Below are 24,437 nucleotides of genomic sequence, written 5' to 3' on the forward strand. Positions count from 1 at the left end.
TTTTAGTTTTTTAATGAATATTGGTTTCCGTGGTGTACAATCAAATCGATCACTTCCTCAATATCCTGAGGCGTTGTTAACGGATTTAAAAGAGTGAATTTCAGAAAAACTTCATTGTAGACTTTTGTACTTGTAATGATGGCTTTTCCTTCGTTGAAAATAGCTTTACGGATGTAACTGTTTACCCCGCAATAAGATGTTTCTGTTCCGTTTTCAAATGGCGTGTAGCGAAATACAACAGCACTTATTTCGGGTTTGTGAATGATTTCAAAATCATCTCTGTGTCTTAGTAAATTGGCTGTAAACTGTGCGTTTTCAATCGCTTTATCCATATAAGAACTCAAACCTTTTGTGCCGATCATACGTAAAGTAAACCACAATTTTAAGGCATCAAAACGGCGTGTTGTCTGGATTGATTTTTTTACCATATTTGGAATTCCTTCGTCTTCCTGTTCTTTAGAATTCAGATAATCAGCATGGTATTTTATATAATCCACAAATGATTTGTCTCTCATAAAAAATCCGCTTGAACTCACGGGTTGATAAAAAGTTTTGTGGTAATCTATTGTTGCTGAATCTGATAATTCGATTCCGTCCAATTTATATTTATGAATATCGCTGATTAATAATCCACCGCCATAAGCTGCATCAACGTGAAACCAAATGTCGTTTTCATTGGCTACTGCAGCAATTTCTGCTAACGGATCTATCGAACCAAAATCAGTTGTTCCGGCCGTTCCTACAATAGCGATCGGAATATTCCCTAAATCTTTTTGCTGCTGAATTACTTTCCTTAAAGCATTGGTATTCATCCTGAAATCAGGATCTACTGCAACCGGAATTACAGCATTTTGTCCTAAACCAAGCAAACTCAGGTTCTTTTTCAAACTAAAATGACTCACTTCTGAACATAAAACCCTGAATTTTGAAGCTTCAGGTGGCAATCCATCCATTTTTGGATCAATTCCGTAATGTTTTTTGATGTAATGATCCCTGGCCAAAAGTAAACCCATCATGTTCGACTGCGTTCCTCCGCTTGTAAAAATTCCGTCGGCATTTTTTGGATAACCTAACTTTTCAAGTGTCCATTCAACCAGTTTCAATTCGATAAAAGTTGCGCCTGTACTTTGATCCCAGGTATCCATTGAAGAATTTAACGAAGATATAAAAGCCTCTGCCACAAGTGTTGGAGTAAGAATTGGGCAATTAAGGTGCGCAATGTACTTGGGATTATGAAAATGAATACAATCGTCGAGATAAATATCTTTTAATTCGTCTAAAACATAATCCAGACTTTTGCCTTTTTTGTTTTCTTCAAGATAAATATTGTCAATTTTTCTTTTGATGATAGAAATACTTGTGCCGGTAAATGGAGTATTTCTCTCTTTTAAGTGATTTCCAATTGTTTTAATGGCCTTTTTCATGCTTTTTCTATAAATCCCGATCGATTTATTATTGTTCGAAAAAACATGTTTTACATGCACATTATCAATTACAATTTCTTGTGGTAATGTTATTACTTTTTCTTGCGCTTCCATTTGCGATATTTATTTAGATTGATTCTAAAGAATAATTTTAGCAAATGTATATTTGTGAGAAAATTAAATCAATACCACAAAAAAGCGAAAATTGTTTCTACATGTGAGGTAGACAAAATACCTCACATATAGTAGGAAATAAAATATAAAATAGTTTTAAATTATACGAAAATTAGGCTATTTTTTTCTCTAAAGCATAAAGAATCAGTTCAGAAGTTGTATGACGGCCTGTCTTTTTCATAATGTTTTTACGATGCGTACGAAAGGTATGAATGCTGATAAAAAGATCCGAAGCGATATTTTTACCGTTATTTCCCTGCGCAATCTGTTTCAGTATTTCGAACTCTCTTATCGTCAGTTTCTCATCATCTGCAGATGGCAAAACCAAAACATCCATAAGCGCATTTAAGGTTTTGGGACATAAATAACGCTCCCCGTTTTGAATTTTATATAAGGCATCAAAAATGGTTTGTTCCTCACAATCTTTTGATATAAAGCCATTTATATTATCTTTTAAAAAACTGTCTATGGTTTGTTTGTTTTTAAAGTAAGACAGAATAATTATTTTACATTTCGGAAAATTGGTTTTGATAATCTTCAAATCATCATCGTAAAACAAAAAGATATTATTGGGGTCGATAATCAGGCAATCGATATCATTTTTTTCCAAACTCTTAAACAATTCTTCTCTTGAATTGACCACTTTTAAGTTGGGTGTTTTTACCCTCTTTTTTAGTGTGTGCCTCAATCCAATGATGTGTAGGTTTTCAGAATCGGCGATCAGGAAATTTTTCATTATTATTTAGATTAATTCTAAACAAAATTAATAATTAAATTGATTTATAGAATAACTTATAATGAAAAAATAGTTATTTTCTTATAATCAAAGTGACCAATAGTGAAATGATGTCAATGAAATGGGGAATGTAAATGTGGGTTGTCTTAAAATTAAACAATATTTTTGCTAGCTAAATCTTACAAATAAATTATACTCAAAAAGTTTGTCATTTCGAGGAACGAGAAATCTTCGCGAGAAGCTCGACAAAGATTGGTGACTTTGATTGGCGACTTTGATTGTGGAGTTACTCGCGGAGATTTCTCCTGCGTCGAAATGACAAGATTGCGGTAAAGCCGGGTTTGATTATGCATGCCAACCTTTGTCAAAGTTTTAAACTTTGACAAAGGTTCACCCCAAAATTATCAGCCATTTTTGTCATTTTGACGCAGGAGAAATCTTTGCGAGAAGCTCGACAAAGATTGGCGATTTTGATTGCGGAGTTTCGTGTGTGATTTCTCCTCTGTCGAAATGACAAACTGCACGAAAATATCCTTATGAAAATGATTTCCCTAGCCCCGATAGAAGTGGAAATCCTTTTATTTTTTTTCTTTAAAAAAATAAAAGATTGGAACGGATAGCGGGATTAGCTCCTGAAAAAAAATAGTTTTACCATAATGGATTCTCATTGAGGAGTTATTTGCAGAGATTTTTCCTGAGTCGAAATGACAAAAAACGAGAAAGCCCTTTTATAAAAAAGGGCTTTCTCATTTTCAAAACAATAAAAAAAATTATGCTTTCGCTTTTCTTTTCACCGTACAGCCAATTTCTTTAGTTTCGGTTATAGTAGGTTTTTGATTGTTTTTTAATGATGCAATTACATCTTCAACATATTTTGTTTTTTCGTCTTTGGTTCCTTCAGGATCGTTATCAATAGCGCCTGTATATTCTACAACTGTTCCTTTTGCGGTTTTTGAAACTACAAAAAGATGCGGCGTATGTTTTGCACCATATTGATCTGTAACGATTTGTCCTTTATCAAATAAATAAGGGAAAGAATATTTTTTTTCTTTTGCCAAATCCTGCATTTTATCAAAAGTATCTGCTTTTGAAGCTTCCGGATCATTGGGGTTTATGGCGATTACAGGATATCCTTGTGACTTGAATTTTGTATCTAAATCAATGATTCTTTGCTCGTAGGCTTTCGCATACGGACATGTATTGCAGGTAAATACGACAATAAATCCTTTTGCATTTGGGTAACTTTCAAAAGAAACTTCTTTATTGTCTACATTTTTCAGTTTAAAATCCGGTGCTGGCTGTCCGGCTTTAAGAGTGGGAGCTTGTGCCTGAGCAATAAAGGCACTAAAAATTAAAGTAAGTGTGATAAACTTTTTCATAATTATAGTTTTTTATATTCGGTTAGTAATTGTTCGTAGGTAAATTCGTTTTCTGCAAATTTTCTTTTATCGCCTTTTATGAATAATGTTGCGGGAATACTGCCTGACCACGAAGGATCAACATGATCGATATATTCCTGCGGATTGCTTTCGTTTAATAAAAATACCTGATTTTTTAGATTTTTTCTTTTTACAAAAGGTACAACTGCCGAGGTGAGTTTCGATTTAAAATCAACACTTATTAATAATACAGCCAATTTTTCTGTTTTATGTTCTGCACTAAGTTTTTCAAAATGAGGTAATTCTTTAATGCATGGCGCGCACCAGGTTGCCCAAAAATTAACAACATAAGTCGTGTCTTTTCCGACTTTGATTCTTTCCTGAAGCTGGTCTATTGTAATCAATTTTACTTGCTGACTGTATGATTTTAAGGAGAATGTCAGCAACAGAATAACAATAATTGTAAAAGCTTTGATTTCTTTCATACAAATGGTATTTGGCTTTTATTGGTTCAATGTTCATTACAAATATAAAACTAATCAATTTTTAAAAAATGTTAATTCTTGTTAATAAAGCCCGTTGAATGTAATTATTATTTTTAACACATAGAAACATAGCATCATCCAATTTAAAAAAGTTTTACTTGCATTAACAAACATAGCTATGTTTGAGAAACAAGTTTCTTTTTGATTTCCTTTTTCAAAATCATAAAATCTATGTTTCTATGTGTTTAATTAATTTTTTATGCATTACTCCCATCAGGATAAAAAAGATCTTCTTTATAAATTTCTAATCAGATTTCGTATTGCCTATTTCACCTTTTAATTTGTCCAGTTCAGCAAAATAGCACTATTTATTTTCCTGCTTTCCGCGCAATTTTGTCTCATCAAATAATTAAAAATATAAAAATCATGAACACAAAAACAACAAAAATTATTTATTGGACAGGCGTAGTATTAACTTCTTTATGGTTTGGCGCAAGCGGATTTTTCGAACTTACAACCAACAAAATTGTTTGGGAAATTACACAGCAATTGGGTTATCCGGCACATTTTATTTACATTCTGGGTGTTTTCAAAATCTCCGGAGTTATTACTTTATTGATTCCGAATAAATTACTTCGATTGAAAGAATGGGTATTTGCGGGAATCTTTTTTGACATCATTTTTGCTTTCTTTTCGAAATTGGCGGTATTTGGTTTTGGTGCCACAACTGATGCAATTATTGCTTTTGTAATGGTAAGTGTAACTTATGCGATGTTTAGAAAATTGTATGTTGCGAATTATGATGCTGTATAAGTAAACTCATTGCGTAATTATTTAAACACATAGAAACATAGATTTCGTTTGCTTTAAAAAGGCGTTTCACTTAGTCTAAATGCACATAGCTCTTAGTCATACTTAGTTTTCACGCAGATTCTGCAGATTTGAGCAGATTTAAATAATAATTATCTGCTAAAATCAGCTTAAATCTTTTTAAAATCTGCGTGAAATAAAATTTTGCTACTTAATCACTTATTAGAATTTTAATAAATCTTAAATCAAAAAATCATGAAAAAATCAATCTTAATTGCCTTTGCCATTGTTCTTTCTGTCTTGTTCGTTCTGAGCTGTTTTATGTTTCAGGAAAATGATGAAATCGCAGTAAAAAACGCCATTGAAAAACTAAAATAATTATCTGTTTTCAAGCCAGCTCAAAAAGGCTGTTGCTTTTTCTTTTCCTACCAATAATTTTTCTTCGGTAGGAATTGTTAATTTGATAATCAACTTACGCGAAAAATAATGCTCTGCTTCTCTGATAGCCGAAAAATTAATCAAATATTGTCTGTTGATTCTAAAAAACTGAGTTGCCGACAATAGTTTATGAACCTCATCTAAGGATTGTGTAATTTGATATTCTGTTTTATCAAATGTCAATATAGTTGGGGTTTCATTTTTGATATAAAACAACGCAATATTCTCTGTAAGAACAGTTTGGTATTTATTATTTTTAAAAACCAAAAAACTGCTTTTGCCTTTATTTTCGCCAGTTCTGGTCAATAAATAATCAAAATCGGGCATGGCTTTTTTATTTCTTTGGAAAAAATTCTTCAACTCTCCCGCTTTTTTAATGGCCTGCGCAATGCTTTCTCTCGAAAAAGGTTTTAGTACATAATCAATTCCGTTTGACTTAAAAGCTTCAATTGCGTAATCATCAAAAGCGGTACAAAAAATTACGGGCGACAGCACCTCAACATTTTTAAATATTTCAAAACACAAACCATCTGCGAGCTGAATATCCATAAAAATAAGATCGGGCTGGTCGTTTTCCTGAAGATAACTCACCGCTCCGTCAATACTTTGTATGTATGATAAAATCTGGGCATCTGGCCTGATGCTCAATATAAGCTGACCCAATGCTTTGGCTGTTTTTACTTCATCTTCAATTATTACGATAGTCATAAATCATGGGTATTTTTACTTTAAAAGTAGTTTCGGTTTTGTCAATTTCTATTTCTTTGTGAATCAAATGCATAAAACGCTGGTTGATATTATCCAAACCGACGCCGGTGGATAATGCACCTCTTTTGAGCTGAATCTGATTTTCGATGACCAGAAAATCACCTTCTGTATATAATTTAATTTTCAAAGGTTTATCTAATGAAACAACATTATGTTTAATGCAGTTTTCTATTAATAATTGCAGGGTAAAGGGTGGAATTGCAGAGTCGTATTGTTTTGGATCGATTTCGTTTAGCATTACAAATCCGTCTTCAAAACGGGCTTTTAGCAGATAAACATAGGAGTCTAAAATTTGAAGTTCTTCGCGAAGTGAGATTAAATCCATTTTTCTGCTTTCGAGCGTAAAACGATAAAAATCAGATAATTTGAGAATAAAATCAGAACTCTGTGGATCCTGAATATCTACCATCGATTTTAAGGTATTGAGGCTGTTAAACAAAAAATGCGGATTTACCTGTTGTTTTAGCAATTCGTATTGTGCGCCTAAATTGACGGCCTGAGTGCGCTCTAACTCTACTGCAATTTGTTGTGTCTGATAATTTTGAAACAGCAAATGCAGAAACATATAAACAATCAGGTTGATTAAAACGCCTCTTAATTCGAACATAATTGGCGCGTCCATTTTTGATACCTGAAACAATTCCTGATGTGCAATTACTAAAATAACCATAACCAGGATTCCCATTAAGACACTCAAAAGAAGTTTCCAGTTGAATAAACTTTTATGGGTACGCTGCGAAGTGAATTTTGGGAGGCTGTAGATATTGTAATACCAGATAAATATCGAAAACATCAAGGTTATTGATGAGTTTATTATGATGTCTGAAGGGGTTGAGAAAGCATCAAATAATTTGGGTATTGAAGCAAGAATTGCCAGTGCAACGGAGCTTCCCCATATAACACGGCGCGATACCTGAAAGCGTTTTACTTTTTCCATTTGTTTGTTTTTTTATCTTGCTTTGTCAAAGATAGAATATTGAGTTTTAAACGCAAAGTTAGAAGGTTACACAAAGTGCTGTAAGCTGTTTATATTAATCGCGCAAAGGCGCAAAGGCGCAAAGAAAAAATCAAAAGAGACTTAAAAAACTTTGCGCCTTTGCGCCTTTGCGCGAAATAAACTAGCGCACCTTGCGTAACCTTCTAACTTTGCGGTTAAAAAAATCATATCGATTGAAAATCAGCTTTGTTTGCACCTAAAATACTTCCGGTTTTGAGATCCTGAACAAAACCAATTACTTCAAAATCTTTTGTGTTGAAATTTTTAGGCAAATGAATTACGGCAGTTCCTTTTTTGTCTTTGGCAATTTCTATTGGATTTAACTGATGCACAATTTGATAATGCGATAAAACGCGATGTGCATTCTCTCCTCTTTTCACATTGCTTTTGGCTGATTTTTGAACTATGGCAAGCAATAATTTACTGTTTTTGGTGTTTCCTTCAATACTATAATTTATTGCAAGATTATTATTGGTTTGATTTGCCTGTAAGGATAAAGCAACATTTGCAGGTTTTAAAAGTGCTGTTTTTACAGCGTTTCTAACAATCGTTTCCTGCGAACCTACATAATCTGTTTTTCCGTTGATGATTAATTGTGGTGTATAAATAGGCTCTTTTCCCAGAAATTGGGCATAATCATATTGTCGTTTAGTGTTATTAGCATTGCTAAAAATATCTTTCCAGCCTTGTTTGTCCCAATAATCTACGTGATAGGATAAAACATATACGTTTTTATCCTGATATTCGTTTTGAATTTTTCCCATCAATTCATCAGCGGGAGGACAACTCGAACATCCTTCAGAAGTAAATAATTCTAAAAGGGCAAAACCTTTCTTGTTTGTATTATTTTGTGCAAAAGAGGTTATTCCTGCCAAGAGAAATAATGCACTTAAAATGGGTATTAATTTTATTTTTTTCATGATGTGTGATTTAAATTTTAGATTGCAGACTTTAGATTTTAGATTTTAAAATCATCAAACCTACAAGGTTTTGGAAACCTTGCAGGATGATAGAAGAGCGTTAATTACAGAATATTAATTTCAACTTCAATATTCCCTCTTGTTGCTTTAGAATAAGGACAAGTTTGATGCGCCATTTCTGTGATTTTTTTGGCTGTTTCAGCTTCAATTCCCGGAAGACTTACATATAAGCGAGCCTGTAGTGAATACTCGCCGTCGGCATTACATAAATCTACTTCGGCATCTACAGCGGTTTCTGCAGGAAGTTTGATATTTAATTTTCCGGCTGCGATTCCCATTGCGCCAATAAAACAAGCAGACCAACCCGCAGCAAATAGCTGTTCGGGATTTGTTCCCGGACGTGAAGATCCCGGAGAACTTAATTTAATGTTTAATTGATCATCAGAACTTCGTGATGCTCCTTCTCTTCCTCCTGTTGTGTGTGTTTTTCCTGTGTATAAGACGTTTTTCATGACTTTTTAAATTTTAGATTGTTTGAATTTTAGACTTTAGATTTTAGATTATTTTTACTTTTAAAGACAATCCATAAAACCTTTGCGCTCTTTGCGGTAAAATTTTAAGATTGGAATTTGGGATTTAAAAAATTGGAATTTATTATTTAGCCACATCAATTATCGCCTGCGCAAATGACTTTGGATCTTCTTGTGGCACATTGTGTCCGATGCCTTTTAGGATTCTGTGTTCGTATTTACCGGTGAATTTATTGGCGTAGGCTTTTCCATCCGCGAAAGCGCCGTCAAAATCGCTTCCTATTGTAATTGTTGGAACTGTAATTGCCGGTCTTTCGGCCAAACGTTTTTCTAACGCATCGTATTTTGATTCTCCCGCTTCAAGCGATTGTCTCCATCTGTAATTGTGAATTACAATTGCCACATGATCCGGATTGTTAAACGATTCTGCTGTTTGATCGTAAGTGGCTTTATCGAAATTCCATAATGGCGATGCAATTTTCCAGATTAGTTTATTGAATTCATAAGTGTTTTGGCTGTAGCCGATTTTTCCTCTTTCGGTGGCAAAATAATATTGATACCACCATCCTAATTCTGCTTGTGGATTTAATGGTTTTAAGTTGGCTTCCAAATTTACAACCAGATAACCGCTTACAGAAACCAATCCGTTTAAACGTTCCGGCCAAAGTGCTGCCATGACAACCGCCGTTCTTGCTCCCCAGTCAAATCCGCCTATGGTGGCTTTTTTAATTTTTAAGGCATCCATTAAAGCAATAATGTCACTTGCCAAAGCGGCTTGCTGACCGTTTCTAAAAGTAGCATCCGAAAGAAAACGAGTTGTTCCAAAACCTCTTAAATAAGGTGTAATTACTCTATAACCTTTTGCGACTAAAACAGGAACTACTTCATTATAACTATGAATATCATAAGGCCAGCCGTGAAGCAGGATTACTACATTTCCGTTTGCAGGTCCGGCCTCTGTATAACCCACATTTAAAAGTCCGGCGTTGATTTGTTTTAATGTTCCCAAAGGATTTTCTGACTGAGCAGAGATTTGATTTGCTGTAAAGAAAAGTAAAGCAATTAAAATTATTTTAGAAAGTAGTAAAGCTGATTTTTGATATATTGTTTTCATACTATTTGATATTTAATATTTTCATTATTAGTTAATTTCTTCGTCAAAAGTATTGCGGTTACAAGCGATTTAAAATCAGTAAATAGCTTAAACGGACGAATTTGATGCTGAACCGGACATTGCGAAAGTTGAAGTTTTTGCGGTCATTGTAAACCCGACAGTTTTTAAAAACCTGTTGGGTTTGATGCGCTTGACAAACTTTTTGCATAATTACATGTAATCCCTACGGGACAATTTTGAGGACGGTTATTTTTTTTTCTACCAATATGTAACCTCTACGAGGTATTACAATAAGTGCTCTGTTAGTACTTAAATATTGGTTGAATTTTGCGCAATTACAATGTAGTCCCTATGGGACAATTTTGCGCCCGGTTATTCTTTTTTCTACCAATATTTAACCTCTACGAGGTATTACAATAAGTACTCTGTTAGTACTTAAATATTGGTTGAATTTTGCGCAATTACAATGTAGTCCCTACGGGACAATTTTGAGGGCGGTTATTTTTTTTCTACCAATATGTAACCTCTACGAGGTATTACAATAAGTGCTCTGTTAGTACTTAAATATTGGTAGAAATATGAATTTTTACAAATCTTTGGCGAGTTGCTTCTTGAGACTCTTCGTTAGAATGACAAAAATGTGGTTATTTCGTGTTCTAAACCCGACAGGTTTTTAAAACCTGTCGTTTTTTTGGTGCTAACTTGCAAGAATAAAAAAGACCACCTTCTGGCAGTCCCTTCTTAATCAGATTCCGTTAATTAAACTTTGAGCTCATTGAAATAACTTGTTGTTTCTTCGATCAGCGAATGCATTAAATCTTTTGCTTTTTTATGTTTTAAAATGGGAGCGATTTGTCCGCCCCAAAATAAAATCATATCCCATTTTTGCTGATCGAGCGCTGCTTTTCGCAATGGCGAAATTAAAGTGGTTTGTAGCGGAAATGGCAGAATATTTTCTTCGTTACCAATTAGGTCTTTTGCAATTTTGCTAGTTATGCCACGTCCGAGTCTGCCGGTATAGGCACGCGATAATGTGGTGTTTTTTGATGCTTCGGAAAATAGCATTTCTCTGTGAATCGGTAATGCATTCGATTCATCGGTAGCAAGAAATGCGGTTCCTATTTGGGCTGCGTCTGCACCTAATGCCAAAGCTGCTGCAACACCTTTTCCGTTTGCGATTCCGCCGGCGGCGATAATGGGTGTTTTTATTTTTTCTTTCATTAATTGCACTAAAACAAAAGTTCCGGTTAAGGATGATTCGGCAGAAGCCAAGAAAGAAGGTCTGTGCCCGCCAGCTTCAAAACCCGAAGCAATAATCATATCAACTCCTGCAGCTTCCAGAAATATAGCTTCATCCAGAGTTGTTGCGGCACCAACTGTAACAATTCCCTTTTTGCGGCATTCTTCTAAAACATCGGCCGAAGGAACACCAAACATAAAGCTGAATACTTTGGGGCGAATGTCTAAAATAACGTCTAATTGATTTTCGAATCTGGATTGAAACGGCGCCGGTTTTTCCGGTAACGGAATTCCAAGTTCATCAAAATAAGGTTGATATTGTTTGATGACTTTAGCAAATTTATCATCTGTTAAACCACCTTGCGGAATATCGTGATCTGAAACCCAAAGATTGATATTATACGGTTTATTGGTTGCCGCTTTTATTTGTTTATCAACTTCAAAAATCTCCTGTGGACTCATGGTATAAGCGCCATATCCGCCCAATCCGCCAGCGTTTGATACCGCTGCCGTCAATTCGACCGAAGATAAATTTCCACCAAACGGTCCCTGCATAATTGGATAATCAATACCCAATAATTCTGTTATTCTTGTATGATTCCACATTGCTTTTTCGTTTAAAATTATTGACTTAAGTCAGTCAGCATTTTATTGACAATAAGCCATTTTCCGTTAATCTTATGGAAAGATAAAAAATCCCGATAATTAAAATCGTACATTTTTAGATTAATTTCGGCTATTGCAATTGAATTTACAACCCGAATATCCAAGATTTCTCCTTTATAAGGCTTTCCGGAATCCTTCGGACTTTGTCTGTTTTTTACGCCGTCAAGATATAAATCTACGGTCTTGAAATAAGGCTGACCTTTTACATCTCCGTAAACCAATGTTCCGGGATAAAAAATACTTCCTAAAATCCTTATATCTCCTTCATAAATGCCTTTAAAATAATTATTTTCTATCGCATTTTTAATTGCTGCAACATCTTCCTGATTTTCCATTGTAATCTTATTTTGTGCTTTTATGCCCTGTAAATTCCAGAGCATAAAAGCGATTAATAAAAAAGTTTTCATTTTAGTTTAAATTGTGTCCGGCGCCTTTTCCACCATCAACATTAATGATCGATCCGGTAATAAAGCTGCTTTTGGCAACGGTGTATACCATTTCGGCAACGTCATCAATTTCCCCTACTCTGTTTAGCAAATGTAAACCTGCGTTCTGATCGGCTTTGTCGCCGTGCATTGGTGTTCGGATAACGCCAGGCGCCACTGTATTGACACGAATATTTTGTTTTCCGAATTCGGCTGCTAACTGAATTGTTAAAGCATGAATTGCACCTTTACTTGCTACGGGAGCGCTGGCCGGCCATCCGCCTAATCCGTGGTTTACCAACGGAGTTCCGATATTGATTACAACACCGTCTTTTTGTTTTAGCATTTGTGCAATGGCAGATTGTGTTGTAAAATAAGTTCCTTTTAAATTTGTGGTTAGAAATTTATCCAAATACGCTTCATCAACTTCAAGAAATGGTTTGCTGTCGAAGATTCCGGCATTGTTGACCAATACATCTACAGAACCAAATTTTTCAAGGGCAATTTTTACCAATTGTTCTCCAGTTTGTTTTTTGCTCACATCTCCGGCAAACATGGCCAGATTATCACCTCCACCAAATTCGTTGTAAGCGCTTTCTAATGCACTTGGCGTTACAGAATTGATGACAACATTATCGCCTCTGTCCAAAAAATATTTAGCGATTCCTTTTCCTATACCAGAAGCTGCTCCGGTAACGATTATAGTTTGTTTTTTCATGATCTTTATTTTTTATCGGCTGTAATGCCTTTTTCTCTTAATACTGATACTTGTTCGCCTGCGTAACCCCAATCGTCCAGTTCGATTTCCTGAATCACCACATGTGTTAAATGCGGATCTTTGTTCAATACATCGGTAATCAGATTGGTGATTCCGCTAATTAATTCCTGTTTTTGCTCGCGGGTTACACCTTCGCGGGTCAATTCTATTTTTACGTATGGCATGGCTTTAGTTGTTAGATTGTTCTGAAAGAGCGGCTTCGGCAGTAATATTAAAATCTAAGTCAAAGTCGTTGTAGATTAATGTGTCTCCCAAATCTGTAAAGAAATTTCCAGAACGGAATCTGATATCGTATTTGGTACGGTCAATTACCAGTTTCCCTGAAAGTTTAATTTGATTTTGGTTATTCTCTACAGATACCTCAAAACCAACAACATGAGAAATGTCTTTTATGATCAGATTTCCTTCGAGATAATAAGTGTTGTTTGAAATTTCTTTTACAGAAAGAATATCAAAAGATGCAGTTGGAAATTTTTCGATAGAGAAAAAATCATCCGAAGCCAGATGTCCTGCAAATTGAGCATTTGTGTCTGGATCTGTAACGTCCAGAATTTTTATTGTAGATGTATTGATGGTAATATTTCCACCATTAATTTTTCCGTTATTCACGATAAAATTACCTTCTTTGATACCAATTGTACCATTATGTGCGCCGGTTACTTTTCTTCCGGTCCAATCGATTTGGCTGTTTGCGCTTACGATTATAAAATTTGTTGTTTCCATTGTTATGTGTATTTAAAAGTACAGTACAAAGGAACGGCGGTTAATAAAATTGGTTACGTGATGTAGATCACATTCGGATTTTGGGGTGAAATATGTGGAGTTTGTTTCACGCAGATTTTGAAGATTTAGCGGATTTTTTATTTGCTGTTTTTGTTTTTAATCTCGCAAAGACGCTAAGGTGCAAAGTTTTTTGTTTCACGCAGATTTTGCCGATTAAGCGTTTTTTGTCATCCTGACGCAGGAACGATTACACTAGAAGCTCCATACGCTATATCGTCAATCTTTGTAGAGTTACGAGTGTGATCCTTCATCCGTCAGGATGACAAACTGGATGCAAATCTGCGTGAGAAAAAATCATTTTAATCTGTGAAATCTGTGGCTAAAAAAATCAGGAATTATTAAGCCGGCTTAAAGTTTCTCTCGAAACACCAAGGTAAGCAGCAATTAAATGTTTGGGAACTAAATTATAAAGCTGAGGATATAATGCCAAAAGTTCTTCGTAACGTGTTTTGACATTGTTATTCATAAAAGATAAAAGGCGTTTTTGAGAAGCAACATACCCTTTGTTGGTTCGCCAACGGAAAAAGTGTTCGATTTGATGAAATTCGGCACAAAGTTTTTCGCGGTCGGCATTGGAAAGACATAGCAATTCAACATCAGAAATGCAGTGAATATTTATGGTTGCTTTTGTTTGATTGTATAAAGCAGCGTAATCCGATGTCCACCAGGTTGGCATTGCAAACTGCAGTATATACATTTTGATTTCGTCATTAATAAAAAACGCCTTCAAGCAACCTGAAATTACAAAATACTCACAATCAACTTTATCTCCCGCACTAATAATAGTTTGTCCCTTTTTAAAAGACTGTGGTTTAAAATGCGAAAAGAAATAATCGAACTGTTCATCTGTTAATGAAACGGTTTTGGTGATGTGGTCTTTTAGGAGTTGTTTCATGGAAAAAGGTACAAAGGTTCAGAGGAACAAAGGTACAAAGGTTTTTTTGAGGAAGGTTCAAAGAGACAGAGGTTCATAGGAACAAAGGTTTGAATTTAATTATTTCTTATGAAAATAAGTGCCCTAGCCCTGATGGGAGGGAAAATCCTTTTGTGCCGGGGTTCGGCACAAAAGATTTGGAAGGACAGCAGGAATAGCTTCAAATGAAAATCAAATTCCAAATTTTTTAAATTCCAAAAAGCAAAACCTATGAACCTTTGTCGCTATGAACTTCTGAGCCTTAAATTAAGCTAATACCATCCCCCCATCCATAATAAAATCGGCGCCGGTGATGAATTTTGAGGCGTCGCTGCTTAGGTGCGAAACCATTTTGGCGACATCTTCTGAGGTTCCCATTTGTTTTAGGGGAATCGTGTCTACAATAGCACTCATTAAAGTAGTAACTGCTGCTTCGTCTAATCCCATTTTTTTCATTATTTCAGTTTCTGTCGGACCTGGACTAACGGAGTTTACTCTGATTTTTCTTGGAGCCAATTCTAAAGCTGCAATTTTCACTACAGAATTCAGAGCCGCTTTACTTGAAGAATAAACTGAAGTTCCCGCATAACTCATACTTGCTGTATTTGAAGAAAGAAATACAACCGATGCCCCATCCTTCATAATAGGAATAAATCTGCTCAGGGTAAAATACGCGCCTTTAAAATTAATGTCCATAACACTGTCAAATAATTCCTCTGTAGCTTCTTCAATAGTTCCTTTGGTCGTAATTCCGGCATTGATAAATAAAATATCAACCTGCCCAAAATCTTGTTTTACTTTTGCAACTAAATTTTCGGTATCTCCAACATTCGACTGATCGGCAACAATAGCTGTTACGCCTAATTCTAAAGCTGCAGTTTCGATAGCTTCTTTTCTTCTTCCGGTAATGATAACCGTTGCGCCTTGTTCTTTTAATTGTTTTGCTGTTGCGTAACCTATTCCGCTATTTCCGCCTGTAATTACGGCAACTTTATTTTTTAAATTGTCCATTTTTAATGTTTTTAAATTAACGGGACAAAGTTAGATCTGAAAACCTATTGCTTTTTTAGTGGTATCATGGAGTATACTGGAATTGTTTTTTACCATATAAGTTATATAAGTTCATTTAAATAGTTTGGTGAATTTTAAAAGTGATATAAGTTTAAACTGTTGTGCATAGTTATTTTTAACACATAGAAACATAGAATTATTGAACTCAAAAAAAGGCGTTTCACTTGTATTAACAAACATAGCTATACTTGATATAACTGATGAATTTTAATATTGAAATAAATTTAAAAGGTTTTATTTAGTTCTTGCTCTTATATTTACTTATATCACTTATATGGTGAAAAAATAAATTAAAATGTTTTTATACCTTAGTCTGAAAAATAAACAGCATGGCTAGAAATCAGAAAGAAGAGTTTCAGGCACTTCAGGATACTATATATGTTTTGGGTGGAAAATGGAAACTGCCCATCATCAATTCTATCTGTAATGGGAATACGCGATTTACAGAAATCCTGCAAAGCATTCCGGGGATTACGTCGCGCATGCTTTCGAAAGAACTGAAAGATATGGAATTGAATAATCTCGTAAAAAGAACCGAAGATCGCGATGCAAAGATTCCTATACTTTATGAATCAACCGAATACTGTCAATCTTTTGGCCCGATTATAACGGAAATGATTAATTGGGGAATTTCGCATCGGGAACATATTAAAAATCAAAGAGAAAGAGTTTAAAATCTATTTCTTTTAAAAACGGCTTTAAAATTATACCGATTGGTATATATTTGTATTCTCAAAATAATACAATTATGAGTAAAGCCGAAAGAACAAAACAATTTATTATTGAAAAAACTGCACCAATTTTTAACACAAAAGGATATAGCGGTACTTCTATGAGCGATATTACAGATGCTACAGGACTTACAAAAGGCAGTATTTACGGTAATTTTGAAAATAAGGATGAAGTGGCAATTGCTGCTTTTAAATACAATATCAAAAAGCTTCAGGACACTTTTGCCGCTGAAATTGACAAGCAAAACACTTTCAAAGACAAACTTTTAGTTTATCCGCGTTTGTATTCGAATTATCATGATTTAAAAGTTACCAGTGGCGGCTGCCCGATTTTGAATACTGCTACCGAGGCTGATGATACGCACCCGATTCTTAAAAAAAATGTGGAAAGAGTTCTTCTTTGGTGGAAAGAAAAACTCATATACTTTATTGAGCAAGGCATTCTTGCCGGCGAATTTAAAGCCAAAGAAATTAATCCGGAACAAATTGCCTTAGCATTTATCGCCATTATCGAGGGCGCCATTATGATTGCAAAAGTAACCGGGAATTTTAACAATCTACCAACAATTATGATTTCACTAAATAAGATAATTAACGACTTGGAATAGTTAAGTTAAGCGTTTGAAGTTAAGCGTCAAACCATAACTCTTAACTCATAACCCATAACTCAAAAAAAAAAAAAAAAAATGGAAAGAAAAACAAGATTACAAGTATTACAAGATCACTTGGACAGAGAATTTACAGCTTCACCGTCGCCTTTTATGCTTTGGATGAAACCTATAGTAGTGGTTGCCGAAGAAGGAACCGTAACTTTTAAATATGTGGTGAGAGAAGAAATGTCGAACCCAATAAAATCATTACACGGAGGTGTAACAGCTGCGATTGCAGATGATTGTATTGGTGCGACTTTATTTTCTTTGGATGAAGAAAACTTCTACACGACTATAAACTTAAACGTAGATTATTTTGCTCCGGCTCATGTGGGCGATACGATTTTGGCCAAAACATTAATCATAAAAAAAGGCCGACAATTTGTAAACGTACAATGCGAAATCTGGAACGAAGCACAAACCCGATTAATTGCCCGCGCCTACTCTAATTTATTCAAAACCAATGTCGTTAAAAAGACGCTTTAATAGATTGCGTTGAATTATGGAACGCGGATGACACGGATTTATACGGATTTACGCAGTTTAATTATTACAATCTGTGATAAAGCTAAACTTTTTCAGAAAAAATCAGCGGTTGAATAGACGTTGAATTATGGAATGCAGATGAGACTGATTTGAACAGATTTTATAATTTAGATCTGTATAATTTATGGATAAAATTTAATACCTCCTCAAAAAAAATCAGCGTAAATCCGTCTAAATCCGTGTCATCCGCGTTCCCTTTCACAAAGCGAAAATCCTCCTACATCCGTGTCATCCGCGTTCCAACTCACAAATAAATCATAATAAATTTGTTTTTATGACCAATCGGTCATATATTTGCAGTGTTAAAATGATTGAACCATGTCAAAAGGAGAAGAAACCAGACAATTTATCATAGAAAAAGCCGCCCCTATTTTTAATGTAAAAGGGATTGCAGCAACAGCTATGAGCGATATTATGGAGGCTACCAAACTCTCAAAGGGAAGCATGTATGTTCATTTTGAAAACAAAGAAGTTTTGGCCTGTGCCGCAGTTGATCATAATATGAAGGTTTTGGGAGATAAAATCCTGGCCGCGATCAGCAAAGCTAAAACGGCAAAAGAAGAATTATTCATTTATATTGATTTTTTTGATAACCCACTAAATCCACCAATTACGGGTGGTTGTCCGCTATTGAATTTTGGAATGGAAGCTGATGACACCAACCCAATTGTAAAAGAAAAAGTAAACGGGGGAATTAAATTTACTCAGCAAATATTAGAAAATAGCATCAATAAAGGAATTGCCAACGGCGAGTTTAAACCATATTGGAATGCCGCAGACTTTGCAACAATAATTTTTGCCATGCTCGAAGGTGGAAACCTAATTTCTAGAACGTCCGGAAGCAACGATAAAATGAAAGTGATTATCAGAACACTAAAGGAAATGATTGAAGAAAAAAGTAATTAACTTTTTTTTTATCAAAAAAATGACCGAACGGTCAATTATAAATATTTTTTGCCACAGATTAAAGGATTAAAAAGATTATTCAGAGAATATTAGAATACATATAAAACAGCCCAATTAAGAATCATTAAAATCTTTTAATCTGTGGCAAAAAAGAAACAATTAAACAACATTTACAATTTACCATTAACAATTAATAATTAGAAAACATGTCAAAAACAATTTTACTTTCAGGAGCATCAAAAGGATTTGGAAAAGCCTGGACAGAAGCATTTTTAGAAAAAGGATATCAGGTAGCTGCAACAGCCAGAAATATTGATACATTAAACGATTTAAAAGCAAAATATGGCGATGCCATTTTACCGCTTAAATTAGATGTAAACAATCGCGAAGAATCGATTGCAGTAGTAGAAAAAGTAAAACAGCATTTCGGAAAAATTGATATCCTGATTAACAATGCAGGTTATGCTTTAAACGGTGCTGTAGAAGAAGCAAGCGAAAAAGAAGCAAGAGCACAATTTGAAACTAATTTCTTCGGAACTCTTTGGTTAACACAAGCAGTTTTACCGATTATGAGAAACCAAAAAAGCGGACATATTATTCAGGTTTCTTCTATTTTAGGAATCGCAGCTTTACCAAATTTAGGTCTTTACAACGCTTCTAAATTTGCCGTTGAAGGTCTTACTGAAACTTTGGCTCACGAGGTAAAACAATTCGGAATCAATGTTACTTTGGTAGAACCAAACGGTTACTTTACTGATATTTGGGGTAACGGATTCAACAGCGAAATCATTGATGATTATGAAGGAATGAGAAAAGCCATTGCAGAAGGACATGACCCTGATACTTTCGGTAGAACTGAATTTACTGTACCTGCCATCCTTAAATTGGTTGATGCTGAAAACCCACCTTTACGTTTATTTTTAGGAAAAGTGGCGCTGCCATTGGCCAAACAAGTTTATGCACAAAAACTCGCAACCTGGGAAGAATGGGCTGATGTTTCTGTTGCTGCGCACGGATAATTTATATTTCTGATTTTTTTTTAAGTTTGAAAAACAAGATTGTTTCTTCTTTTTGGGGAAATGGTCTTGTTTTTTTATGGGCTACATTTTGAAGTAAATACTTTTCAATCGAATTTAATATCTTAAAATCTATAGTAGAAACTTAAATTTAGTAATATTTATCGATAAATCACTAACAACATGTGAATTACATAACTATTCCGGGTTTATATATAAGTCTAAAGGCAACTACTGCTGTACTTTTGACCTATCTAAAACAAACGATCATGGAAAAGTCAATAAAAAACAACGAAATTCATAAAGTAAATTCATTACACAGCGAGATTTGTGTAGCTTATGATAATGATTTTACCTATCGAAAAGCCTATAAAGGAGATTGGGGACATTGGGATGATTTGCCTGAAACTTCCTCATCAAACCTAAGTTGTGCTGAAAACGACGGAAATTCTAATGGACAAAACGAAAGTCCAAGTGAAGACACCTACCTATAGTAACCAAGAAACAAAGCTTAATTTTCTTTGAGACTTCGCGACTTCGCGCGATTAAATATAAATAGCTTTGTAAACTAGGTTAAATAAAATAAAAACGAGACTATCTCTGAAAAGAAATAATCTCGTTTTTTTATTTTTATAAGAAACAGAAATCTAAATCGGTAATGATTTTAAATTCTGTAACGTTTTTTTAGCCAGTTCAATTTTATCTGTAAACAAATCTCTCCCTTTTATCTCGTCTGCTACTTTCGAAATCTTTTTCTTGGTGGCAGTTGACATAGAAATGATTTTTGTGACTTTATCGACTTTTTTATTTTCCATCACTCTACTATTTAATTGATTATTAATACAAACGTCAATTATTATACAAAATTATCTAATTTTTTTTATAAACCAGTACCGCGATGTAATTATTTTGCGGAACATACTCTACAAAAGCCTCTTTTTGTTCGTCATATCCAAAAAACAGATACTCTTTTGATAGTACTTTAAAGTGTTTATTGACAAAATACGTATAGATTCTTATTCTTCGGTTTCTGTTTTTGCAAGCTTCATTGCAGTTTTTAAAACACGAAATTCGGCATTCTTCTTCAAACAAGTCTGAACTGTCACTGCCCTGCACATAAATAGGAAATCCCGGATTGTCCTGAAAAAACTTTGGTACTGTATTTAAAACCGTATTAAACACCGTTCGCATATCGCCGTTATTACTGCTTTGGCTATCAGAAATACTTTTGGTTTCAAAATCATAATCGCCAAAACCCAGATTATACATAATCAAACCCGTTTGCGTTTTAAACCCCGAATACTGAACGGCTTTAATGAGCTTTTTTTCGCCTTTACTCTCAAAAAGATATTGAACAATAGTACTTTCTATTGATAAATTGGTTTCGTAAATATCGATGTTGTTCAAGTGTTTTTTTATGCTAAAATATTAAAATTTTCTTACAGTTTTGTTTGTGGCTAATTAAATAATGCTGCTCATAGATTGTAATTTTGATAAAAAACCGTATAAATACTCGTTGTCTCTTTTTTAATTTTCATTATTCTTGTTAGAAATAAATTTTACGAATATCGTTTTCCGTACCTTAATTTTAAAGCTTTTCAGTATGTTTGTATATTCCTAGTATTTATATCTTTCTAAGTAATAAAATCAATACCTAACTGAATCCAAAAACTAGATAAACATAGATGACATCAAAATTTTCATTTTTACAAAGTAACTATCCTGAACTATTCACAATTAGTGAATTATCAGAAAAGTTATACTATGTTGATCCAAATTCATCTTTAGCCAAATCGCGTTTGTTTTCGGAAAAAATGGCAATTCTAATTTGGCAATTTGAAGATTTAGGTTTCTTTGATGGAAATCAGGTAGAACGTATTAATCAATTATTTTATGGCAATTATATTCCAGAAGTAATAAAAGATTTACTACATGCTATTAGAAAATCAGGAAATAGAGCAACTCATGATGGAAATAGTTCAGATAGAGAAGCTTTATTTGTTCTGGAAAAATGTTATCAAATATCTCGATGGTTTTATGAAACTTATGAAAATACTTTTTTAGAAACAGATGATTATATAATTCCTGAAAATGATCATGAAAAAACAATTGAAACACTTAATAGTGAATTAAGTAAACTTTCAAAAGAAGTTACTAATTATCAATCTAAAATTGAATCCTTAAATGCTTCAACAAATATTATATCAAAGCGAAAACAAAAATCAGATAAAAACGCTAATAATATAAATCTTGATGAAGCAGATACCAGATTATTATTAATTGATAAACAATTATCTAGTGCTGGCTGGGAATGTGATTCTATTACAATTAATTATAAAAACAACAAAACACTTCCTGAAAAAGGTAAAAATAAAGCCATTGCAGAATGGCCTTGTAATGGCAAATGGGCAGATTATGCTCTTTTTGTTGGAACAGAATTGTATGGAATTGTCGAAGCTAAAAAATACTCAACCGATATTTCAACTGATTTGCATCAATCAAAAGTATATGCAGAATGTTTAGATATTTCTTCAAACTTCAAAACATTAGGAGAATGGAATTCATTTAAAGTTCCGTTTTTATTTTCTACAAATGGAAGAACTTATATTGAGCAACTAAAGACCAGAAGTGGAATTTGGTTTTTAGATGCAAGAAAGGAACGTAATAGAGCATATCCTTTAAGAGGATGGTTTTCACCAGAAGGAATTGTTGAGCAATTTTCACGCGATGTCGAAAAAGCAAACATTCGATTAGAGGAAAGTGATTATGATTATTTACAAAATCCTAATGGATTAGGATTACGCTATTATCAAATTGATGCAATAAAAGCGGTTGAAGATAAGATTATTAATAATCCTGACGATAAGCGCTCGCTGTTAGTAATGGCAACTGGAACTGGTAAAACGAGAACAACTATAGGCTTTGTTTACAGAATGATTAAATCCGATCGTTTTAAGCGAATTCTATTTTTAACTGATCGTAGATTATTAGCTCTTCAGGCTTTAGGTAACTTTAAGGATAATAAAGTCGAAGATATTAATACTTTTTCCAATATCTACAAAATGGAGGAAATGAAAAATGTTATTCCTGAAGCTGATACCCGTTTGCATTTTGCTACCGTTCAAAGTATGGTAAAGCGACTTTTTTACTCTGACAATGAGATTTTACCAATAGATACTTATGACTGTATTATTATTGATGAAGCTCACCGAGGGTATAACTTAGACAAAGAAATCAATGAAGAAGATTTAATCTTTAAAGATGAAAATGATTATGTTGGACAGTATAAAAGAGTAATCGAATATTTTAATGCTTACATTGTGGGTTTAACAGCAACACCTGCGCTACATACAACCGAAATTTTTGGAAAACCAGTACATAATTATTCTTATCGCGAAGCAGTAATTGACGGATTTCTAACAGATCATGAACCACCATATATTATTAAAACAAAATTAAGTGAAGAAGGAATATTATGGGAAAAAGGAGAAAAACCTAAAATATTAAATTCCGAAACTAACGAAATAGAAGAGCTAGCAGAGTTAGAGGATGAATTACACATAGAAATTGAGCAATTCAATAAATTAGTAATTACTGAATCCTTTAATCGTGCCGTAATTAAAGATTTAGTCCAAAGATTAGATCCTGAGGGTGATGAAAAAACATTAATTTTTGCTGTTCGTGATAGCCATGCCGATTTAATTATACAATTACTTTTTGAAGAATTTGAGGCTATAGGTGTTGAAGTTCCTCAAGATTCAATACAAAAGCTTACAGGTAAAGTTTACGAAGTAGAAAACTTAACAAAACGTTTTAAAAATGAAAAATTTCCAAACATTGTAGTTACTGTAGATTTATTGACTACTGGAATTGATGTTCCTCAAATAGTAAATTTAGTATTTATTCGTAGAGTACGTTCTCGTATTCTTTTTGAACAAATGTTAGGCAGAGCAACAAGATTATGTCCTGAGATTGACAAACAATTTTTTAAAATTTATGATGCTGTTAGAGTTTATGAAGCCTTAGAAGATTATACTCAAATGAAAACAGTTTCAAATCCTTCTATATCCTTTCAAAAATTGATTGAAGAATTAGAATATATTGATACTCCTGAACGTGCTAAAAAACAATTGGAACAAATTGTAGCTAAGTTACAACGCAAAAAGAAACAAATTAATCAAGGCCAACTTGAGCACTTCATGTATTTAGCAAAAGGTGATTCACCTGAAAAATTTATTCAAAATCTACTAGAAATTGATAACAATAATATTAAAAAAGTATTAGTCAATTATGCCAGCCTTTGGAATTTTCTGGATAAAAAAATATACCAACCTAAAATGCAATTAGTTTCAGAACATTTAGATGAAGTTACCGGAATAGAACGGGGTTATGGAAAAGTTCAAAAACCTGAAGACTATATTCAAGGATTCAAAAAATTTATAGAAGAGAACCAAAATCAAATATTAGCTTTAAAAACTATTTGTACAAAACCAGAAGAACTTGATAGAAAATCCTTAAAAGAACTAAAATTATTGTTGGATCAAAAAGGTTATAATGAAATTGCTCTTTCTACAGCATGGAGAACTGTAAAAAATGAAGATTTAGCAGCAGATATTATATCTTTCATTAGAACTTTGGCATTAGATACAGATTTAATCAGTCATGAAGACCGTATCAAAAATGCCATTAATAAAATAAAAAAAAGTCGTACTTGGAACGCTATTCAAGAAAAATGGCTAAATCGTTTTGAAAAACAATTACTAGTAGAAACTGTACTTACCAAAGAAGATTTAGATACAAAACCTTTTAGTAATGAAGGAGGTTTTACACGATTGAACATAATATTTGAAAATGATTTAGAAAATCTCTTAGTTATTTTAAATGAAAATTTATATACTGCCTAAAACAAGTTATTCTCTTTCTAATAGAAAAAAACAA

At 33.7% G+C, this 24,437-nt stretch carries 27 protein-coding genes; 9 read left to right on the forward strand and 18 right to left on the reverse strand.

All coding sequences use genetic code 11. The features are described from left to right. Positions 1-2 precede the first annotated feature (2 nt). From SD960_RS22395 to SD960_RS22410, 4 genes are all read right to left on the reverse strand, one after another. Entirely contained in the window at positions 3-1,538 is a 1,536-nt protein-coding gene (locus SD960_RS22395) for an aspartate aminotransferase family protein (protein WP_318806079.1), read from the reverse strand. A gap of 172 nt (positions 1,539-1,710) precedes the next feature. Next, entirely contained in the window at positions 1,711-2,334 is a 624-nt protein-coding gene (locus SD960_RS22400; RefSeq protein ID WP_318806080.1) for a response regulator transcription factor, read from the reverse strand. A 770-nt stretch (positions 2,335-3,104) separates the two neighbouring features. Then, on the reverse strand, positions 3,105-3,713 hold the full coding sequence (locus tag SD960_RS22405; RefSeq protein WP_318806082.1) for a thioredoxin family protein: 609 nt from the start codon (positions 3,711-3,713) through the stop codon (positions 3,105-3,107). 2 nt (positions 3,714-3,715) lie between these two features. Continuing rightward, positions 3,716-4,198, reverse strand: coding sequence for a TlpA disulfide reductase family protein (locus SD960_RS22410; RefSeq protein ID WP_318806083.1), 483 nt, complete (start codon positions 4,196-4,198; stop codon positions 3,716-3,718). Positions 4,199-4,624: 426 nt separating this feature from the next. On the opposite strand from SD960_RS22410, the gene SD960_RS22415 reads away from it, so the two are divergent. Next, positions 4,625-5,011: a DoxX family protein gene (locus SD960_RS22415; RefSeq protein ID WP_318806084.1), complete on the forward strand. Its 387-nt coding sequence runs from the start codon at positions 4,625-4,627 to the stop codon at positions 5,009-5,011. A 252-nt stretch (positions 5,012-5,263) separates the two neighbouring features. Next, positions 5,264-5,386, forward strand: a complete 123-nt coding sequence (locus SD960_RS22420; RefSeq protein WP_318806085.1) for a hypothetical protein — start codon at positions 5,264-5,266, stop codon at positions 5,384-5,386. Here SD960_RS22420 and SD960_RS22425 read toward each other — a convergent pair whose 3' ends face one another. The 12 genes from SD960_RS22425 to SD960_RS22480 form a co-directional block, all read right to left on the reverse strand. Continuing rightward, the gene (locus SD960_RS22425; protein ID WP_318806087.1) at positions 5,387-6,154 is read right to left on the reverse strand and encodes a LytTR family DNA-binding domain-containing protein; all 768 of its coding nucleotides are present in this window, start codon (positions 6,152-6,154) and stop codon (positions 5,387-5,389) included. Continuing rightward, complete coding sequence (locus SD960_RS22430; protein ID WP_318806088.1) at positions 6,135-7,151, reverse strand: sensor histidine kinase; 1,017 nt, start codon at positions 7,149-7,151, stop codon at positions 6,135-6,137. Before SD960_RS22430 ends, SD960_RS22425 begins: the two co-directional genes overlap by 20 nt. 224 nt (positions 7,152-7,375) lie before the next feature. Continuing rightward, the gene (locus SD960_RS22435; RefSeq protein WP_318806089.1) at positions 7,376-8,131 is read right to left on the reverse strand and encodes a DUF1223 domain-containing protein; all 756 of its coding nucleotides are present in this window, start codon (positions 8,129-8,131) and stop codon (positions 7,376-7,378) included. 104 nt (positions 8,132-8,235) lie between these two features. Further along, positions 8,236-8,643 carry an organic hydroperoxide resistance protein gene (locus SD960_RS22440; RefSeq protein WP_318806090.1) on the reverse strand — a complete coding sequence of 136 codons (408 nt, stop codon included), beginning with the start codon at positions 8,641-8,643 and terminating at the stop codon, positions 8,236-8,238. Positions 8,644-8,785: 142 nt separating this feature from the next. Then, positions 8,786-9,775 carry an alpha/beta hydrolase gene (locus SD960_RS22445; RefSeq protein ID WP_318806091.1) on the reverse strand — a complete coding sequence of 330 codons (990 nt, stop codon included), beginning with the start codon at positions 9,773-9,775 and terminating at the stop codon, positions 8,786-8,788. Between the two features lie 759 nt (positions 9,776-10,534). Further along, entirely contained in the window at positions 10,535-11,620 is a 1,086-nt protein-coding gene (locus SD960_RS22450; protein ID WP_318806092.1) for a nitronate monooxygenase, read from the reverse strand. Positions 11,621-11,637: 17 nt separating this feature from the next. Then, the gene (locus SD960_RS22455; RefSeq protein WP_318806093.1) at positions 11,638-12,087 is read right to left on the reverse strand and encodes a nuclear transport factor 2 family protein; all 450 of its coding nucleotides are present in this window, start codon (positions 12,085-12,087) and stop codon (positions 11,638-11,640) included. A gap of 1 nt (position 12,088) precedes the next feature. Further along, positions 12,089-12,823 (reverse strand): SDR family oxidoreductase, encoded by a 735-nt coding sequence (locus SD960_RS22460; RefSeq protein ID WP_318806094.1) that lies wholly within the window; start codon positions 12,821-12,823, stop codon positions 12,089-12,091. A gap of 5 nt (positions 12,824-12,828) precedes the next feature. Beyond that, on the reverse strand, positions 12,829-13,047 hold the full coding sequence (locus SD960_RS22465; protein ID WP_042564553.1) for a tautomerase family protein: 219 nt from the start codon (positions 13,045-13,047) through the stop codon (positions 12,829-12,831). Positions 13,048-13,051: 4 nt separating this feature from the next. Continuing rightward, positions 13,052-13,606, reverse strand: coding sequence for a YceI family protein (locus tag SD960_RS22470; RefSeq protein ID WP_318806096.1), 555 nt, complete (start codon positions 13,604-13,606; stop codon positions 13,052-13,054). Between the two features lie 388 nt (positions 13,607-13,994). Continuing rightward, positions 13,995-14,561 carry a Crp/Fnr family transcriptional regulator gene (locus tag SD960_RS22475; RefSeq protein ID WP_318806097.1) on the reverse strand — a complete coding sequence of 189 codons (567 nt, stop codon included), beginning with the start codon at positions 14,559-14,561 and terminating at the stop codon, positions 13,995-13,997. 285 nt (positions 14,562-14,846) lie between these two features. Beyond that, a complete protein-coding gene (locus SD960_RS22480; RefSeq protein WP_318806098.1) occupies positions 14,847-15,590 on the reverse strand; it encodes an SDR family oxidoreductase in 744 nt (247 codons plus the stop codon). A 389-nt stretch (positions 15,591-15,979) separates the two neighbouring features. On the opposite strand from SD960_RS22480, the gene SD960_RS22485 reads away from it, so the two are divergent. The 6 genes from SD960_RS22485 to SD960_RS22510 all read left to right on the forward strand — a co-directional run bounded on the left by SD960_RS22485 (position 15,980) and on the right by SD960_RS22510 (position 19,993). Continuing rightward, complete coding sequence (locus SD960_RS22485; protein WP_318806099.1) at positions 15,980-16,324, forward strand: helix-turn-helix domain-containing protein; 345 nt, start codon at positions 15,980-15,982, stop codon at positions 16,322-16,324. A 74-nt stretch (positions 16,325-16,398) separates the two neighbouring features. After that, positions 16,399-16,989 carry a TetR/AcrR family transcriptional regulator gene (locus SD960_RS22490; protein WP_318806100.1) on the forward strand — a complete coding sequence of 197 codons (591 nt, stop codon included), beginning with the start codon at positions 16,399-16,401 and terminating at the stop codon, positions 16,987-16,989. Positions 16,990-17,067: 78 nt separating this feature from the next. Next, complete coding sequence (locus SD960_RS22495) at positions 17,068-17,517, forward strand: PaaI family thioesterase (protein WP_318806101.1); 450 nt, start codon at positions 17,068-17,070, stop codon at positions 17,515-17,517. A 378-nt stretch (positions 17,518-17,895) separates the two neighbouring features. Then, the gene (locus SD960_RS22500; RefSeq protein ID WP_318806103.1) at positions 17,896-18,483 is read left to right on the forward strand and encodes a TetR/AcrR family transcriptional regulator; all 588 of its coding nucleotides are present in this window, start codon (positions 17,896-17,898) and stop codon (positions 18,481-18,483) included. Positions 18,484-18,689: 206 nt separating this feature from the next. Then, positions 18,690-19,502, forward strand: coding sequence for an SDR family NAD(P)-dependent oxidoreductase (locus SD960_RS22505; RefSeq protein WP_318806104.1), 813 nt, complete (start codon positions 18,690-18,692; stop codon positions 19,500-19,502). A gap of 266 nt (positions 19,503-19,768) precedes the next feature. Then, positions 19,769-19,993, forward strand: coding sequence for a hypothetical protein (locus SD960_RS22510; RefSeq protein ID WP_318806105.1), 225 nt, complete (start codon positions 19,769-19,771; stop codon positions 19,991-19,993). Between the two features lie 153 nt (positions 19,994-20,146). Here SD960_RS22510 and SD960_RS22515 read toward each other — a convergent pair whose 3' ends face one another. Both SD960_RS22515 and SD960_RS22520 read right to left on the reverse strand, forming a co-directional pair. Continuing rightward, positions 20,147-20,314, reverse strand: a complete 168-nt coding sequence (locus tag SD960_RS22515) for a hypothetical protein (RefSeq protein WP_158549424.1) — start codon at positions 20,312-20,314, stop codon at positions 20,147-20,149. Positions 20,315-20,369: 55 nt separating this feature from the next. Then, positions 20,370-20,906 carry a DUF6934 family protein gene (locus tag SD960_RS22520; protein WP_318806107.1) on the reverse strand — a complete coding sequence of 179 codons (537 nt, stop codon included), beginning with the start codon at positions 20,904-20,906 and terminating at the stop codon, positions 20,370-20,372. 278 nt (positions 20,907-21,184) lie between these two features. On the opposite strand from SD960_RS22520, the gene hsdR reads away from it, so the two are divergent. Then, a complete protein-coding gene (hsdR, locus tag SD960_RS22525) occupies positions 21,185-24,403 on the forward strand; it encodes a type I restriction-modification system endonuclease (RefSeq protein ID WP_318806108.1) in 3,219 nt (1,072 codons plus the stop codon). Positions 24,404-24,437 lie beyond the last annotated feature (34 nt).

Source organism: Flavobacterium sp. MMLR14_040, from assembly GCF_033657265.1.
Lineage (GTDB): Bacteria > Bacteroidota > Bacteroidia > Flavobacteriales > Flavobacteriaceae > Flavobacterium.

What these genes read in the sequence shown, in the direction of transcription:
- SD960_RS22475 (WP_318806097.1), bottom strand. Translation starts at nt 14,561, where the DNA reads ATGAAACAACTCCTAAAAGACCACATCACCAAAACCGTTTCATTAACA.
- SD960_RS22430 (WP_318806088.1), bottom strand. Translation starts at nt 7,151, where the DNA reads ATGGAAAAAGTAAAACGCTTTCAGGTATCGCGCCGTGTTATATGGGGA.
- SD960_RS22405 (WP_318806082.1), bottom strand. Translation starts at nt 3,713, where the DNA reads ATGAAAAAGTTTATCACACTTACTTTAATTTTTAGTGCCTTTATTGCT.
- SD960_RS22445 (WP_318806091.1), bottom strand. Translation starts at nt 9,775, where the DNA reads ATGAAAACAATATATCAAAAATCAGCTTTACTACTTTCTAAAATAATT.
- SD960_RS22490 (WP_318806100.1), top strand. Translation starts at nt 16,399, where the DNA reads ATGAGTAAAGCCGAAAGAACAAAACAATTTATTATTGAAAAAACTGCA.
- SD960_RS22415 (WP_318806084.1), top strand. Translation starts at nt 4,625, where the DNA reads ATGAACACAAAAACAACAAAAATTATTTATTGGACAGGCGTAGTATTA.
- SD960_RS22500 (WP_318806103.1), top strand. Translation starts at nt 17,896, where the DNA reads ATGTCAAAAGGAGAAGAAACCAGACAATTTATCATAGAAAAAGCCGCC.
- SD960_RS22515 (WP_158549424.1), bottom strand. Translation starts at nt 20,314, where the DNA reads ATGGAAAATAAAAAAGTCGATAAAGTCACAAAAATCATTTCTATGTCA.
- SD960_RS22465 (WP_042564553.1), bottom strand. Translation starts at nt 13,047, where the DNA reads ATGCCATACGTAAAAATAGAATTGACCCGCGAAGGTGTAACCCGCGAG.
- SD960_RS22450 (WP_318806092.1), bottom strand. Translation starts at nt 11,620, where the DNA reads ATGTGGAATCATACAAGAATAACAGAATTATTGGGTATTGATTATCCA.
- SD960_RS22495 (WP_318806101.1), top strand. Translation starts at nt 17,068, where the DNA reads ATGGAAAGAAAAACAAGATTACAAGTATTACAAGATCACTTGGACAGA.
- SD960_RS22455 (WP_318806093.1), bottom strand. Translation starts at nt 12,087, where the DNA reads ATGAAAACTTTTTTATTAATCGCTTTTATGCTCTGGAATTTACAGGGC.
- SD960_RS22480 (WP_318806098.1), bottom strand. Translation starts at nt 15,590, where the DNA reads ATGGACAATTTAAAAAATAAAGTTGCCGTAATTACAGGCGGAAATAGC.
- SD960_RS22435 (WP_318806089.1), bottom strand. Translation starts at nt 8,131, where the DNA reads ATGAAAAAAATAAAATTAATACCCATTTTAAGTGCATTATTTCTCTTG.
- SD960_RS22510 (WP_318806105.1), top strand. Translation starts at nt 19,769, where the DNA reads ATGGAAAAGTCAATAAAAAACAACGAAATTCATAAAGTAAATTCATTA.
- hsdR (WP_318806108.1), top strand. Translation starts at nt 21,185, where the DNA reads ATGACATCAAAATTTTCATTTTTACAAAGTAACTATCCTGAACTATTC.
- SD960_RS22420 (WP_318806085.1), top strand. Translation starts at nt 5,264, where the DNA reads ATGAAAAAATCAATCTTAATTGCCTTTGCCATTGTTCTTTCTGTCTTG.
- SD960_RS22400 (WP_318806080.1), bottom strand. Translation starts at nt 2,334, where the DNA reads ATGAAAAATTTCCTGATCGCCGATTCTGAAAACCTACACATCATTGGA.
- SD960_RS22485 (WP_318806099.1), top strand. Translation starts at nt 15,980, where the DNA reads ATGGCTAGAAATCAGAAAGAAGAGTTTCAGGCACTTCAGGATACTATA.
- SD960_RS22440 (WP_318806090.1), bottom strand. Translation starts at nt 8,643, where the DNA reads ATGAAAAACGTCTTATACACAGGAAAAACACACACAACAGGAGGAAGA.
- SD960_RS22470 (WP_318806096.1), bottom strand. Translation starts at nt 13,606, where the DNA reads ATGGAAACAACAAATTTTATAATCGTAAGCGCAAACAGCCAAATCGAT.
- SD960_RS22425 (WP_318806087.1), bottom strand. Translation starts at nt 6,154, where the DNA reads ATGACTATCGTAATAATTGAAGATGAAGTAAAAACAGCCAAAGCATTG.
- SD960_RS22395 (WP_318806079.1), bottom strand. Translation starts at nt 1,538, where the DNA reads ATGGAAGCGCAAGAAAAAGTAATAACATTACCACAAGAAATTGTAATT.
- SD960_RS22460 (WP_318806094.1), bottom strand. Translation starts at nt 12,823, where the DNA reads ATGAAAAAACAAACTATAATCGTTACCGGAGCAGCTTCTGGTATAGGA.
- SD960_RS22505 (WP_318806104.1), top strand. Translation starts at nt 18,690, where the DNA reads ATGTCAAAAACAATTTTACTTTCAGGAGCATCAAAAGGATTTGGAAAA.
- SD960_RS22410 (WP_318806083.1), bottom strand. Translation starts at nt 4,198, where the DNA reads ATGAAAGAAATCAAAGCTTTTACAATTATTGTTATTCTGTTGCTGACA.